Raw genomic sequence first — 14,214 nt, 5'->3', positions numbered from 1 at the left:
TTCCTACAGCCCTTCGATGCCAGTCATCGTGGTGAGGATCTGTTCCACGTCCGGGTCACGGAGTTCGTGGACGATCCGCCCGTCAGCGAGGAAGACGACGCGGTCGGCGTAGGCGGCGGCCTTGGCGTCGTGGGTAACGATGACGACGGTCTGGTTGTCCCGGTCGACGGCGGTACGCAGGATGTCCAGGACCTCCGCCGAGGAGTTGGAGTCCAGGTTGCCGGTGGGCTCGTCGCCGACGATGATCTCGGGACGGGCCACCAGCGCCCGGGCACAGGCGACACGCTGCTGCTGTCCACCGGAGAGTTCGGAGGGCCGGTGGCCCAGCCGGTCGGTGAGACCCAGTCGGGAGGTGATCTCCCCGAACCATTCCTTGTCGACGTTGTCCCCGGCGATGTCGATGGGCAGGGTGATGTTCTCCGCGGCGGTGAGGGTGGGCACCAGGTTGAAGGACTGGAAGATGAAGCCGAGCCGGTCGCGGCGCAGCGTCGTCAGCGCCTTGTCACCGAGACCCGAGATGTCGGTGTCACCGAGGAAGGCGGAGCCGGATGTCGGGGTGTCCAGGCCGGCCATGCAGTGCATCAGGGTGGACTTGCCGGAACCCGACGGTCCCATGATGGCGGTGAACTCACCTGCGGTGAAGTCGACGGTCACGTCGTCGAGCGCGGTGACACGGGTGTCACCCGCGCCGTAGGTCTTGGTCAGGCCCTCGGCACGGGCGGCGGAATGTGCTGAGTGTGCTGCTGTCGGGGACGGCCGGGAATCCACTGGTTGGTCCTCATCTCTCGGTGGGGAGAACGGTTCTCCTTGTCGTTACTCCACGAGAGTAGGGCCCGGCGGTCTCCGGCACATCAGGGAAGCCCCTGAGTTACGTCCCTGAGTTCACTGCCCACCGCGGACGACAGTGCCGCCCTTGATGACGTAGCGCAGGTTACGGTCGGGATCCGTGAGGACCCCGATGTCCTGTTCCGGGTCGCCGTCCACGATGATCAGGTCGGCGTGTGCCCCGGCGGCGAGGGTGCCGATTTCCCCCTCCATCCTCAGCAGACGCGCCGCGTTGCTGGTGGCGCTGCGGATCAGGTCGATGTTCGGGATCACCGCGGCCCGTATGGTGAATTCGTCGAGCTGACGGTACTGGAGTCCGCCGAGGAGGTCACTGCCGTAGACGATATTGACACCGGCGCGGTAGGCCTGGTCGAGAGCGTCGACGGCCGCTTCCCGCACCTGGTCAAGTTTCTCCAGTGACGCCGGACTCAACCCGGACGCCGAGCCTGCCTCATACATGGCCTGGTAGGTGATGATGGTGGGTACAAGATAGGCATCATTCTCGACGAGCAGCCGGATGGAGTCCTCGTCAATGAGGTTGCCGTGCTCGACGCACCGCACGCCCTCCTCCAGGGCCGCGTTGACGGCGCGGGGATGGTAGGCGTGCACGGTGACGTACCGGTTGTGGTTGTCCGCCTCGGCTCCTCCGCACGGCACAGGAAGCACCGCCAATGCCGACAGCGCCGACAGCGCCGGTTCATCGTCGCGGTCGGCTACCAGCCCTTCCGACGCAACCCGGGCGCTGAATCAGGACACGCGGAACCTCTCTACGGTCGCCACCGCCGAAAACATCTCCGCCATCAGGAACATCGCCGAAGCGATCCACGCCGCACGACGCACGGTCGTCCTCACCACCGGCTCGGGCGCGGGCCCTGCCCAGATCCTCAGCTATCTGGGGTCAATCTACGGTTACGACATCCAGGCCGCGTCCGGACCCGCTACGACACAGGCGGTGGCAGTGGCGCAGATGGACGAACGGGACTGCCTCATCGTGATCAACGTGTGGCGGCTCACCCGTGCCCTCCGCGGGCTCACTAAGCTCGGGCACGAACGCGGCGCTGTCGTCAGCGTCCTCACGGACCTGCGCTCCTCCCCCTCAACGACGATGCGGACCATGTGGTCCTCACCCCGATTGAAGGAGTCGACGCCACCCCGTCGCTGACTGCCATGGTGTCGGTTGTCCAGGCGATCCTCGCCGTTCTGGCTCGTTCCTCCACCAGATCGTCACCCGCCGCCATGGAGAAGGCATGGGAAATCCTGGGGCTCATGGACGACCAGTCATGACCGTGCATATGTTCTGACCGGTGGCTCTCTGGTCGTCCATTCTGTGGAGAGCAGGGTATCGACCGTCGCCATGAGCGCGGCGGGGACGTTCTCGTGCAGTCGGGTCGGGTCCACCCCCGGCATGAGCTTCATGCAGTCGTTCGCGTCAACCCGGGGATTCTCCCGGCCGTCGAGCGCCTGCAGCGCCAACTCCCACACCGGGTTACTCGCTGCCAGCAGGAAGTGCTCCACCGGCTCGTTGGGACACTGGTCCTGCAGAGTAATGTTGGTGACGTTCGGCGCAGCGGGCAGGAACGCTTTGTCGTGGGGGAAGACGATCTCATCGAAACGCGTGGCAATGGTGGTGTACCGGATGCCGGGGTAGGTCTCCGGAGACTCGTTGAGGACGGACAGGAAGTCGGAACCGCTGCCCTGCTGACGCAGCGACTCAGGACATGCCACGGTGCACACCAGGGAGATCAGATCGGAGCCGTGGTTGGATGAACCGAAGCCGACCATGTTGTCCACCATGTCCCGGGTGTCAGGCCACCACTTCGTGGTCCACCGTCCGATCATTCCGCCTTGACTGTGACCGACGATGTCGACCTTCTTGCCGCTACGTTCCGCCACCGTCCGGATGGCGTGGGTGACATTCTCCACGGAAATCTGGATGTCCTGCATACCGTTCATCGGCAGGTCCACCGTGCAGTAGGGGCGCCCCTCCCGCGCCAGGGCCGGCTCCCAGGTCCACGACCAGTTCGCCTCGGAGTTCGAGGTCGTTCCATGAAGAAGGAGGACGGTGTTCCGCCCACTGCCTTCCACATCGCCGTGGCAGCGCAGTGACTGGTCCAGTGAAGCCCGGTCGGTGATCAATTCGGGCCCCTTGTCCTGCACCGTTCCCGCACCTGCCGTCGGCGCCACGAGGATCGCCAGTATCAACGTGACAACGGCCCCGAATACAAAAAGGCTCCTTGACAAGCTCCGCCGGGTGAAAGCCACTGTGCACTCGACATTCATCATTTTTCCTTTCCGAAGGAATGTACAAATGTCAGTTTAACTGTGATCTGCATCACCGATGGGGCAGTTCGCCTAATTTTTCCCGCTCCGGGCCTTAGCATGCCCCTCGGACCGCCTGACCTGCTTCGCCACGGCCCAACCGATGGTCCGCGCCAGGAAGAGGTACGGAATCCGGGTGAAGCGCTTGGAGTACCAGGTGAACGTCGCGAAGCCGTCCGGTGTCACCACGGTTCGTCGGGCCTCGATGCCTTTCACCGCCCGGCGCGCGATGATCTCCGAGGTGAGCCAGGTCCTGCTGAGCAGAACGCGTGCCACGGCGTCCATCGCGTCGTCGTCACCGACGAGGGAGTCGGCGAGGCCTGACTTGAAGAACTGCGGACAGATCACCGTGGTGCTGATCTTCCGGTGCCGCAGCTCGGCGTCCAGGGTCTCCCCCAACGCCACGACCGCAGCCTTCGTTGCGTTGTAGGTGGACATCGCCGGCGCATGGACAAGGCCGGCGGCGGAGGCGGTGAGCACGACCCGACCGCCTTCGCGCATCGCGGGAACGAACGCCCGGGCACCGCGGACGGAGCCGAGGACGTTGATGTCGAGTGCCTTCTGCCAGGTGTCGATCCTGGTCTCGGTGATACGCCCGCCGATGGCGATGCCGGCGTTGCTGACGAGGATGTCCAGGGAACCGACCTCGTCAGCGGCGGTCTGCCAGTCCTCGTCACTGGTCACGTTGAGTTTCCGGTAGGTCCAGTCCCCGGTCAACGACCGGACGCTCGGCGGAGCGTCGTCGTGGAGGTCGGTGAGGATCACCCGGTCGCCTTTGCCCAGGAACTGTCTGGAGATCTCCAGGCCCAGTCCGGAAGCCGCGCCCGTGACAAGCACGATGCGGGGCCCGGTGTTCTTCGTCCTGATCATTTCCCGGTCACCGTCTCCTTCTCGTTGTCCTCATTGTCCTCATTGTCCTGTGCAGCTTCTTCCGGCGTGGCCCAGACGCCGAACAGGAAGCGCTGGTACTGTTCCGCGAACTCCTGCGGGTATTCGAGCTGGGGCATGTGCCCGCAGTCGTCGAAGACCACGGCGTCCCGCACGTCGATCTGCTCGAGCCCGGCGCGGAAGTCCGAGTACGGCAGGATCGCGTCCTTCCTGCCCCACGCCAGCATCACCGGTGTCGTCCCGGCAGTGGCCCGGTTGAACCGGGCGATCAGGTCACGGCGCCATCCCTCCTTGATTCCCAGTGGGGACCCCAGGTGCCGGACAAAGGAGTAGAAGGTGGCGTTGCGGTGGGGGTGCGCTGCGATCCGCTTCTGGACATCCAGGCGGCGTCGGGTCACGGCGCCACGACGACGCAGAATCACGTGTTCGACCGGCTGGTACATGGCACGCAGCCGGGTGGTCGCGGCATTGAGCCGCCCCAGGCCCGGGATGGCGATCAGCCGCAGCAATGGCGTAGTACTGTCACCGAATCCTGCCGGATCGACGAGCGACACACTGGAGACGGCGTCGGGACGTTGCGCGGTCATCTCCATGGACAGCGCCCCACCCAGGGAGTTCCCGACCAGGTTGACCCGGTTTTCCCCGAGGGCGTCGAGCACCTTCCACAGCAGACCGGCGGTGTCGGCCAGGGTGACGTCCGCCGCGGGGTCACTGAAGCCGAAGCCGGGAATGTCCAGGGCGATGTAGCGGCTGTTCTCACCGATGAGGACCGCCTGGTCGTCCCAGTCCTCCAGCGAGCGTCCGATGCCGTGGATCATGACGACGGCACCCTCACTCTCACGGCCGTCCTGCCGTGCCGCCGGACCGCCGCGCCGCACCCGCACGGTGCGGCCGTCCACGGTGACGGTCTCGGTGGGAGGCAGCGCACGCGTCGAGGTCTCCACGAAGGGACGGTCGGTGCTGACGGTCTGCACCTCCGGTCCCGGCCGAGCGCCACCGGCCTGTTCCAGGCACCGCTGCCCGAAGACCATGTCGCGACGCTGGTCTCCGAAGGCCAGGTCCGGGAGCTCGGTGAGGTAGTTCTGTGTGTACTGCCAGGGGGAGCCGTCCCCCTGGGTGGGTAGACGGTGCTCCCCGCGCCTGATGTAGCCGGCGTCGAAGTCGAGCAACGGACGGTCGTTTCGCCCCGGCACCAGTGCGGGGCTGTAGTACTCCTCGCCGGTCTTCCACAGCTTGACCATGTAGCGGGACACCATGTCCGAGCGCAGGGTCCAGGATGCGTTCACGTAGCCGACGGTGAAGCTGAAGTTCGGCAGGCCGGCGAGCATGACGCCCCGGTAGAAGACCTGCTGGTGGTTGTCGAGGGGTTCACCGTCGATGCTGAGGGTGCCACCGCCGAAGACCTCGATCTCCAGGCCCGTCGCGGTGACGATGATGTCGGCCGGCAACTCCCTGCCAGATGACAGACGGACACCGTCGGCGGTGAACCGGTCAATGGTGTCGGTGACGACATGGGCGTTGCGCTTCAGCGCGGAGAAGATGTCGCCGTTGGGCGCCTTGCAGACGCGCTGGTCCCAGGGGTTGTAGCTGGGTGTGAAGTGCTCGTTGATCTGGTCCTTGGAGAGGTAGGGACGCTGCATCAGGCGCAGGGCGTTCTTGAACAGCCAGGGGGCGCGCTGGGCGATGACGTACTGCGCCATGTCGCGGGCGGCGTGGTTGAAGCGGGCGACCCGGTAGGCGGGACCGGCGGGCAGGAGCGTCCTCCAGATGCGACTAATGATGTCCACCTCCGGCAAGGGGGCGACGTAGCTGGGGCTGCGCTGCAGCATCGTGACGTCCGCGCCGGCCTTCTCGAGGGCCGGGATCAGAGTGATCGCGGTGGCGCCGGACCCGATGACCACGATCCTGGTGCCCTTGTAGTTCAGGTCGTCCGGCCACTGCTGCGGGTGGATGATCTGGCCGGTGAAGTCCTCCTCCCCGGGGAAGGTGGGACGAAACCCCTTGTCGTGGGAGTAGTAGCCGGACGCGTAGTGCACGCGGCGGGCGTAGATCGTGCGCGCTCCGGACCCTGTCACGGCGGTGACGGCGTAGAGGTTCTTGTCGGTTCGCCAGTCGGCGTCCTTGATCCAGGAACCGGTACGCAGGCGTTCCAGGGCACCGCAGTCGCGGGCGACGTCCCGGATGTACTCCTTGATGTCCGCCCCCTGCCCCAGGGTGCCCTTGTGCGGCCAGGGGCGGAAGGGGAATCCGAAGGTGGCCATGTCCGAGTCGGAGCGGATGCCCGGGTAGGTGAAGGTGTGCCAGGTGCCGCCGAGGTCGTCATGGGTGTCGTGGATCTCCCACGACCAGTGAGGGAAGTTCTGGGCCACGTGGTGGGCGAGGTCGATTCCGGAGAGTCCCGCGCCCACGATCAACAGATCGAGGGGCTGGTCCACCGTGCCAGTTTCTGTAGTCATGGTTACACCGTAGTTATGTCTCCGGAACGATACCGCTTATCCGTTGAAGTTTTTCGGGTCCGGGCCCGTGCGGGCGCCCCGGTCGAGCCCGTCGAGCGCCTCGAGGTCCCCGTCCCGCAGGACGAGTCGGGTGGCGTCGAGGTTTTCGGCCATCCGTGCCGGGGTGACGGACTTGGGGATCACGATCCGACCCTGCTGCAGATGCCAGGCCAGGACGACCTGTGCCGGCGTCACGCTGTGTGTCGCGGCAATCTCCGCGACCACGGGGTCAGTGAGTGCAGCTCCCTGTCCCAGCGGACTCCACGCCTCGGTGGCGATACCGTGGCTGGCGTTCTCGGCGACGGTCTCCCGATTCTGCAGCGCCGGGTGCAGCTCGACCTGGTTGACCGCCGGAACGGTTCCACCGAGGTCCACCAGCCGCTGCAGGTGCTCCGGGAGGAAGTTGGATACACCGATCGAGCGGGCCAGCCCCAGGTCACGGACCTCCTCCATTCCCTCCCAGGCCCGGAGGTAGCCGTCCGTCGCCGGAGCGGGCCAGTGAATGAGATACAGGTCAACCGAGTCGAGACCGAGACGCTCGAGGCTCGCCTCAAGGCCGGGACGGACGCCGTCCCGCGACAGCCCGTGCACCCAGAGTTTGGTGGTGATGAACAGGTCGTCGCGGCTCAGGCCGGACTCGGCGACCGCGCGGCCGACACCGGCTTCGTTGCCGTAGACCGCGGCGGTGTCGATGCTGCGGTACCCGGTCTCCAGGGCTGTGGCGACAGCGCGGTGGGCGTCGTCATCGGGAACCTGGAAGACGCCGAAGCCGAGCTGCGGCATGGTCGTGCTGTCGTTGAGGGTGACGGTGGGGATCATGGTTGTCTTCTTTCGTGAATCAGGCGGGTGCTTGGACAGAGGGAGTGGCGGCAGCCGTCGTCGATGTCGAGGCCGCCGTCGTCCCGGAGAATTCGCCGCCGCGGAGGCGTGTCGCGACGATGAGCAGGACGAGGCCGAGGACGGTGACGGCCGCGCCGACCCAGAGCGGGGAGGTGTAGCCGAAGCCGGCGGCGAGGGCGAGGCCGGAGACCCACGCACCGACGGCGTTGCCGACGTTGAAGGCGGCGATGTTCGCCCCCGAGGCCAACGTCGGGGCGTCCGACGCGTAGTTCATGATGCGCATCTGCAGACCCGGCACCGTCGCGAAGCCGACACCTCCCATCAACCCCAGGGCGATCACGGTCGCGACCTGGTTGGTCGCCGTCGCCGCGAAGGCGACGAGGATCACGGTGAGCACGCTGAGCAGGACGATCAGGGTGGCACCGAGGTTACGGTCGGCGGCGCGTCCTCCGGTGAGGTTGCCGACGAACAGGCCGACACCGAAGATGACGAGCAGCCACGGCACCGTCGAGGACGAGAACCCGGAGACCTCGGTCAGGGTGAAGGCGATGTAGGTGAAGGCACCGAACATGCCGCCGTAGCCGAGCACGGTCACGGCCATCGACAGCCAGACCTGCCGGGACCGGAACAACGCGAACTCCTGACGCACCGAACCACTCGTTGCCGGTGTGGCGGGGACGAGAGCGGCAAGCGCCGCGAACGCGACCAGGCCGATCGCGGTGATGGCCCAGAAGGTCGCGCGCCAGCCGAACGCCTGACCGATGAATGTCCCCAACGGGACACCGGCGACGTTGGCGATGGTCAGCCCCGCGAACATGATGGAGATCGCGCCGGCGCGGCGGGCGGGAGCGACGAGATCGGCGGCGACGACGGCCCCGATGCCGAAGAAGGCACCGTGGCACAGCGCGGCGACGACACGTCCAGCGAGCATGAATTCATAGGTGGGCGCGAGCGCGGACATCATGTTTCCGATGACGAACAGGACGAGGAGGCCGAGCAGGGCCTTGCGTCGTTCCAGGCCCCGCAGGGCGACGGTCAGGATGATGCCGCCGAGGGCGACGGAGAGTGCGTAGCCGGAGATCAGGTATCCGGCGGCGGTGTCGGTGACACCGAAGTCGGCGGCGACCTCGGGCAACAGGCCCATGATCACGAATTCGGTGAGACCGATGCCGAATCCGCCGAGGGCCAGTGCGTAGAGCGCAACGGGCATGGTGGGGAGCATCCTTTCCTTGCGTATGCATCAGTTGCATGTGCATTAGTTGCACGCGCAACGTTGAAGATAGTTGCACACGCGGGATATGCGCGCAAGTCGGCTATAGTGGTCCGCATGAGCATCTCCGACGACGCCGTCGAAGTCCGCACCCGCGGATGGCGCACGCTCGCCGCCCTGCACGGCGCGATCGACACCGCCCTGGAACGGGCACTGAAGGACGGCCACGACCTGTCCGTCGTCGAGTTCGCCGTCATGGACTCCCTGGACCGCCAGGACGGCTGGCACATGCGCATGGCACAACTCGCCCGCGCCGCGGCCCTCTCCCCCAGCGCCACGACGCGGCTGGTCAGCCGCCTGGAGAACCGTGGACTGCTGCGCCGCATCCTCTGCGACGACGACCGCCGCGGCATCTACACCGAACTCACCGACGACGGCCGCGACCTGCTCAACGCCGCCCGTCCCACCCACGACCGCACGCTCGAGGAGGCGCTGGACGAGGCATCCACCGTCCCGGAGCTCGCACCGCTGGCCGACGCACTGCACGCCGGAAACTTCCGCTAGGGCGGCGCACGCAGGGAGGGACGCACGCGTCCGGGGCGTCCGGTACGCCCCGCAGGCTTCGGGGGCCTGGGGTACGCTGCTCGACGGGGAGCAACGGGTGCTGCCTCAGCTGGCAGCCGGACGAGGCGGCAATTCATCACCGACACCACCGGACCAAGCCGTGGACATGCCGTAAGGTCCGGACCATGGACTTCACCCTCGAGTGCAACCTGCCGATACGGCCCCCGAACACCAGCGAAGAAGTACAGGTCGGGGAAACATTACGGCAGATCAGTTATCAGCACTACCGAACTGGCGAGCTCGAGGTCGAGGTCCACGAGCTCCTGCCGGGCGACAGCTTGTGCGGTGTGGACCTGTCTTCGACCCCGATTAAGGTCCAGAAGGACTTGCACCGGGCCGGCTACACCTCCACACTCGAGTTGTCGGGCTTGTCCCTCAACGACCACCCGATCTCGATGTACATCTTCGAGGACGAGATCGCCTCGATCTGCTGGTCCTGGCCAGCTCCAAACAACTCGGAGGGGTAAATACCGTGGACCTCAGCACAGAATTCACCCTTCCCTTCGCCCTCGGCGGAACCATCGACGAGAATGCTACTCGCTGCGGCGATCAATTCATCAACATCAACGAGAAGAGATTCGGTTCCGATTTTGAGGCATTCATCGACGTGGCCGGGGTCGATGGCAACGGCGACCTGGATCAAGAACCGGAGAGGATCACCGCCATGATCCGCGACGGACGGTGCGTCACCGTACGGTTGGACGGTCCCGATGCAAGCGGATGGACTTTCCTCGGCCTCGACATCGACAGTCTGACGACCGATCTCCTCATGACGGGTCTGGAGGCCAAGGGAATAAAGGCGGTCTCGCAATACAACGGCGTCGCACTCCCCGACCATTTCGTGGTTGTGGACCCTGGAGACTGCATCACCTGGTGGGACCCCAACTATTGGGGCCGTGACGGGTTCCTCGAATCCGCCGTGGCCATGCCGTAAGGTCCGGACCATGGACTTCACCCTCGAATGCAACCTACCGATACGGCCCACGAGCGCCACCCAAGAAGTGCAGGTCGGGGGCACCTTACGGAGCATCAGTTACGCGTACTACGGGAATGACGTCCCCGATGTGGAGCTGACCTCGATTCTCCCGGGGGACACTTTCTGCGGCGTCGATCTCTGCCAGCCCCCGGAAAAGGTGCACGAGGAACTTCAGCGTGCGGGATACTCGGCAACTCTCGAGGTCGACTCACTCGAGCTTGATGACCACCATGTCTCCATGTTCATCTGCGAGGATGAGATCGCTACGGTGACCTGGCTCCCGTCGAGCGCCAAGTTCGAAGAGGACAGGAGAAATGCGGGGTTACTATGACCCTGAAGGGCGTCACCGTCCGCGATACAGTCAGTGCCCAATGACTGCAGAGACCTGAAGCATCACACACCCGTCCCTCGGGCGCATCGAGGTATCCACCGGCCCGGAGAATCAGCTGCGCGCCCTGGACCCGCATTTCCCGCAGGGGAAGAGCACCTCAGACTCACCCCGTCTCCTCGTCCGGGTCGGGGACACCGTCATCGCGCGGAAGAAATCGCTGAGCAACACCAAGATCGACCTCTCGGAGAAGACACTCGACGACCCCGAGAAGTGGCCCGACGCCGGTGAATACGGCCACCAGGAGGCCGTCCTCAAGCCTTTCCTGGAGATCGAATCCAACTGGGCGGACTCCTGGATCCGCAGCATCACCGTCCGCGTCCGGGACACACCGGTCCTCCTCGACGCCCCTGCCGGCTCGCGCGCAGCCAAACGGCAGCAGGCGATGGAGCGTTCCGCGTTCAAGCGGTGGCTCTACCCGCTTCTCGGTGGAATCGGCAAGGGTGGGTGGGCGCTGGGGGTCATCGTCCTGGGGCCGCTGATCGTGGGGCTACTACGCCGGTTGTGGCAGTGGCTCTCCCAGTACCTCCCCGACTGGGAGATCAACCTCCCCTCGATTCCGTGGCCGGACATCAACCTGCCGTCCGTCAATCTCCCGTCGATCCCCTGGCCCGACATCAACCTGCCGAGCTGGGATGCTCCGTGGTGGGTGGGGTTCCTGGCCGAGTACTCCAAGGTGTGGGTGCCTGTCCTCATCGGCATCGGTATCGGCGTCGTCGCGATCCGGAACCACCGGCGTTCGGAACAGACGAAGAGGGAGTGGGAGGAGAAGCAGACCACGCGAACTGACGTCGCCCGCGCCGAGGTGGCAACGGCACTGCAGGCACCGCCGGTGAACGCTGCCCGGGCATTCCGCGCCAGGGTCGAGCAATTGGAACCACCACGCACCGGATCTCGGTGACCCGGGCGGAATGCGAGTCTCACGGCGTTGAGTTCGCCGACTCAGCGCCGTGAGACTCGGATTCCGCCCCGTTTACCTCGATGCTGTCCCCGTCGACCCCGGTGGCGGCAACCGGGAGGAACGCCGTCAGCCTCAACCCGCACCCCGCATCGGCGTACCGTGGCGTCATGTCGCACACCACCGCTGCACTCAGCCAGAATGCCCAACTCCTCCTCGACCTCCATCACCGCAGCGCACCCCTCGTCCTCCCCACCGTGTGGGACGTGTGGAGCGCCCGTCTCGTCGAAGACGCCGGCTTCGACGGCCTGACCGTCGGTTCGCACCCCGTGGCCGACTCCCTCGGTTATCCCGACGGAGAGAACACACCGGTTGACCTGTACTTCCAGGTCGTCGGACGGATCACCGCCGCCGTCAGTGTCCCGGTGTCGGTGGACGTCGAGTCCGGGCTCGGCCTCCAGCCGGCCGAACTCGTCCAGCAGGTGCTGGACGCCGGTGCCGTCGGCGTGAACATCGAGGACACCGTCCACTCCGACGACCGTTACCGCAGCCCCGAGGAGCACGCCGCCTACATCGGTGCGGTACGCGCATCCGCCGAGGCACAGGACGTGCACCTGGTCATCAACGGCCGGACGGACGCGTTCACCAAGGACGGTGACGACGCGGCCAAGCTCGATGACGCCTTGACCCGCCTCCGGCTCCTGGAGGACGCGGGCGCGGACTCCCTGTACCCGGTGCTGATCCCCTCCACCGACGCACTGCAGCGCATCCTCGACGAGGTCTCCATTCCCGTGAACGTCACGGCCCACCCACGCACGGGCGCGATTCCCGGCTCGATGAGCTTCGCCGACGCCGCCCGCGCAGGGGTCGGCCGGATCTCCTTCGGTCCGTTGTTGCAGGCGGCACTGGCGGACACGACCCGTGAGCTGCTCGGTGACTGGAAGGATCTCTCCGGCGAAGACTCCGCCTAATCTGCGGACGGTGCCCTACCGACGGTGTCGTGGGCCACGTCATCCCAGGTTGCCGGCGTGATTCCGTAGCCGGTCTGCAGGATGCCGGGGCGGATCACCGCCGGAGCATCCCACAGGTAGCGGTTGCCGTGGAGCTCGCGCATCGTCGCGGAGAAGATCCCCGCCAGTTGCACCGCCCACCACGGCGTCTTCCGTACCGGTCGGCGTCGGACGCCGGCAGCCCGCGCGATGTCCTCGGCCATCGCCCGCTGCGACAACGGACCGGTGGACGGTGCCGTCAGGACGGCGTCCCCGTCCGTGGCGAGGACGCCCGCCTCCTCGGCGGCGGTGGCCATCGCCGACGTGAGGTCCGGGATCGTCGTCATCGACCGTTCCACATCCGGGTCCCCCAGCACCCAGGCTGTCCGTCCGGTACCTGCCGGGCCGAACACCAGAAGCTGGAAGACTGAGGAGCTCGACTCTGCGGTGGGGCCGACGAGATCCGCCGCCACCACAGACACCGTCCGGGCGGGGTGTGACCGTCGGGCAGCAAGGAGTTCCGCGCGCACCTCACCCAGGGGTGAGACGGGGGCTACGGCGTCCGACGTCAGTGGTTCGCTGAGATCCCGGGCGCGGGTACCGAAGGCGTAGACGGACTCCGGGAACACGACGGGGATGCCGACGTCCGCCGCCACGTCCATCACCACCTGCTCGCGATGCGGGAGGTCCCGGCGCCACGCGGTCGAATCGTAGGCCGTGTGAATGCAGTGGAAGATCGCGGACGCGGTGTCGCCGTCACCGGCGACGGCACGCTCGATCAGGGCGCGGTCGCCGGCATCCCCCTGCATGAGTTCCGCCCCGTCCTCGACCTCGGTTCCACGACGGATGACAGTGACATGGTGCCCGGCATCGAGCAGGTCCCGAGCGAGCTGGCGACCGATCTGACCTGCACCGGTGATGACGTACCGCATGATGACTCCTCCATATTGTGATCAGTGCTCTCTATTTGAACCCTGACGCTACTGCCTGGTGCTGCCAATATCAAGAGCAGTGCTCACTTTCTTGTCGCCGCCGGGATCCCGTGGAACACTCGACGACATGAACCAGCCACGCCGCACCCACGCCCAGGCACGCGCCGAGATGCGCGACGGCATCCTCCGGCTCGGGCGCGAACAACTGGCCACCCGCAGCGCAGCCGACCTCTCGGTCCGGGAAATCGCCCGCGGGCTCGGCGTCGCGTCCTCGGCCGTGTACCGCCACGTGAAGAACCGGGACGAGCTGGTGACGCTGCTCGTCATCGACGCCTACAACGACCTGGCTGAGGCCGCTACACCCATGTCGCGTACCGACAGTGCCGACATCACCGAGCCGTCCGCATTGCTCAGCTCCCTGGCACACCACATCCGTTCCTGGGCCGTAGCCAACCCGACGCGCTGGGCGCTGATCTACGGCACCCCCATCCCCGGCTACGCCGCGCCTGCGGAAGAAACCACGCCTCCAGGCACACGAGTCATGGCCGCACTCCTCGAGATCCTCGCCCACGGGACCGTCGGAGACCCGACTCCCCCACCCTCCCCTGGTCTCGCGGCGAAACTCCAGGCATCCGCAGCTGAACTCGGCATGCCAGGGATGTCGCCGCAGTTCCTCGCTGCCGGCGTCGATGTCTGGATGAGTCTGATCGGAACCATCAGCGCCGAGGTATTCGACCAGCTCGGAACTGACCTCAGTACATGCGGACCCGAGCTGCTGAACCGCTGGGTCACCTCCACAGTCCACCGGTTCTCGCTGGGCTGACCGCCCT

At 66.2% G+C, this 14,214-nt stretch carries 18 protein-coding genes; 8 read left to right on the top strand and 10 right to left on the bottom strand.

The features are described 5' to 3' along the window. Positions 1-3: 3 nt before the first annotated feature. Together FS507_RS11790 and FS507_RS11785 are read right to left on the bottom strand one after the other, a co-directional pair. Complete coding sequence (locus FS507_RS11790; protein WP_145942986.1) at positions 4-768, bottom strand: ABC transporter ATP-binding protein; 765 nt, start codon at positions 766-768, stop codon at positions 4-6. Between the two features lie 114 nt (positions 769-882). Next, the gene (locus FS507_RS11785) at positions 883-1,434 is read right to left on the bottom strand and encodes an amidohydrolase family protein (RefSeq protein WP_260853375.1); all 552 of its coding nucleotides are present in this window, start codon (positions 1,432-1,434) and stop codon (positions 883-885) included. Between the two features lies 1 nt (position 1,435). Here FS507_RS11785 and FS507_RS11780 point away from each other — a divergent pair, with 1 nt between their 5' ends. Then, positions 1,436-1,987, top strand: coding sequence for a MurR/RpiR family transcriptional regulator (locus tag FS507_RS11780; RefSeq protein ID WP_145942984.1), 552 nt, complete (start codon positions 1,436-1,438; stop codon positions 1,985-1,987). A 116-nt stretch (positions 1,988-2,103) separates the two neighbouring features. On the opposite strand, the gene FS507_RS11775 is transcribed toward FS507_RS11780, so the two are convergent. The 5 genes from FS507_RS11775 to FS507_RS11755 all read right to left on the bottom strand — a co-directional run bounded on the left by FS507_RS11775 (position 2,104) and on the right by FS507_RS11755 (position 8,577). Beyond that, complete coding sequence (locus FS507_RS11775; protein WP_145942983.1) at positions 2,104-3,108, bottom strand: esterase/lipase family protein; 1,005 nt, start codon at positions 3,106-3,108, stop codon at positions 2,104-2,106. A gap of 69 nt (positions 3,109-3,177) precedes the next feature. Beyond that, a complete protein-coding gene (locus tag FS507_RS11770) occupies positions 3,178-4,014 on the bottom strand; it encodes an SDR family NAD(P)-dependent oxidoreductase (RefSeq protein WP_145942982.1) in 837 nt (278 codons plus the stop codon). After that, positions 4,011-6,488 carry an alpha/beta fold hydrolase gene (locus tag FS507_RS11765; protein ID WP_145942981.1) on the bottom strand — a complete coding sequence of 826 codons (2,478 nt, stop codon included), beginning with the start codon at positions 6,486-6,488 and terminating at the stop codon, positions 4,011-4,013. Before FS507_RS11765 ends, FS507_RS11770 begins: the two co-directional genes overlap by 4 nt. 36 nt (positions 6,489-6,524) lie before the next feature. Further along, positions 6,525-7,346, bottom strand: coding sequence for an aldo/keto reductase (locus tag FS507_RS11760; protein WP_145942980.1), 822 nt, complete (start codon positions 7,344-7,346; stop codon positions 6,525-6,527). A gap of 19 nt (positions 7,347-7,365) precedes the next feature. Then, on the bottom strand, positions 7,366-8,577 hold the full coding sequence (locus FS507_RS11755) for an MFS transporter (RefSeq protein WP_145942979.1): 1,212 nt from the start codon (positions 8,575-8,577) through the stop codon (positions 7,366-7,368). 117 nt (positions 8,578-8,694) lie between these two features. Here FS507_RS11755 and FS507_RS11750 point away from each other — a divergent pair, with 117 nt between their 5' ends. From FS507_RS11750 to FS507_RS11735, 4 genes are all read left to right on the top strand, one after another. Next, positions 8,695-9,141 (top strand): MarR family winged helix-turn-helix transcriptional regulator, encoded by a 447-nt coding sequence (locus tag FS507_RS11750; RefSeq protein WP_145942978.1) that lies wholly within the window; start codon positions 8,695-8,697, stop codon positions 9,139-9,141. 185 nt (positions 9,142-9,326) lie between these two features. Then, the gene (locus tag FS507_RS11745) at positions 9,327-9,668 is read left to right on the top strand and encodes a hypothetical protein (protein WP_145942977.1); all 342 of its coding nucleotides are present in this window, start codon (positions 9,327-9,329) and stop codon (positions 9,666-9,668) included. A gap of 5 nt (positions 9,669-9,673) precedes the next feature. Then, positions 9,674-10,135 (top strand): hypothetical protein, encoded by a 462-nt coding sequence (locus FS507_RS11740; protein ID WP_145942976.1) that lies wholly within the window; start codon positions 9,674-9,676, stop codon positions 10,133-10,135. 10 nt (positions 10,136-10,145) lie between these two features. Next, positions 10,146-10,508, top strand: a complete 363-nt coding sequence (locus tag FS507_RS11735) for a hypothetical protein (protein WP_145942975.1) — start codon at positions 10,146-10,148, stop codon at positions 10,506-10,508. Positions 10,509-10,619: 111 nt separating this feature from the next. On the opposite strand, the gene FS507_RS17625 is transcribed toward FS507_RS11735, so the two are convergent. Beyond that, a complete protein-coding gene (locus FS507_RS17625; RefSeq protein ID WP_186314668.1) occupies positions 10,620-10,895 on the bottom strand; it encodes a hypothetical protein in 276 nt (91 codons plus the stop codon). 55 nt (positions 10,896-10,950) lie between these two features. On the opposite strand from FS507_RS17625, the gene FS507_RS17620 reads away from it, so the two are divergent. After that, positions 10,951-11,466, top strand: coding sequence for a hypothetical protein (locus FS507_RS17620; protein WP_186314667.1), 516 nt, complete (start codon positions 10,951-10,953; stop codon positions 11,464-11,466). Positions 11,467-11,485: 19 nt separating this feature from the next. On the opposite strand, the gene FS507_RS17615 is transcribed toward FS507_RS17620, so the two are convergent. Then, entirely contained in the window at positions 11,486-11,635 is a 150-nt protein-coding gene (locus tag FS507_RS17615) for a hypothetical protein (protein WP_186314666.1), read from the bottom strand. Here FS507_RS17615 and FS507_RS11725 point away from each other — a divergent pair. After that, a complete protein-coding gene (locus tag FS507_RS11725; protein WP_145942974.1) occupies positions 11,634-12,434 on the top strand; it encodes an isocitrate lyase/PEP mutase family protein in 801 nt (266 codons plus the stop codon). The genes FS507_RS17615 and FS507_RS11725 overlap by 2 nt on opposite strands. Here the strand turns inward: FS507_RS11725 and FS507_RS11720 are convergent. Beyond that, on the bottom strand, positions 12,431-13,384 hold the full coding sequence (locus tag FS507_RS11720) for an NAD-dependent epimerase/dehydratase family protein (protein WP_145942973.1): 954 nt from the start codon (positions 13,382-13,384) through the stop codon (positions 12,431-12,433). The genes FS507_RS11725 and FS507_RS11720 overlap by 4 nt on opposite strands. Before the next feature lie 127 nt (positions 13,385-13,511). Between FS507_RS11720 and FS507_RS11715 the strand changes: the two genes are divergently transcribed. After that, the gene (locus FS507_RS11715) at positions 13,512-14,207 is read left to right on the top strand and encodes a TetR/AcrR family transcriptional regulator (protein ID WP_145942972.1); all 696 of its coding nucleotides are present in this window, start codon (positions 13,512-13,514) and stop codon (positions 14,205-14,207) included. Positions 14,208-14,214 lie beyond the last annotated feature (7 nt).

The sequence above is a fragment of the Corynebacterium glyciniphilum AJ 3170 genome, assembly GCF_007673095.1.
GTDB lineage: Bacteria > Actinomycetota > Actinomycetes > Mycobacteriales > Mycobacteriaceae > Corynebacterium.
The sequence above is the reverse complement of the archived record's forward strand: the minus strand, read 5'-3'. Positions and strand labels throughout refer to the sequence as shown.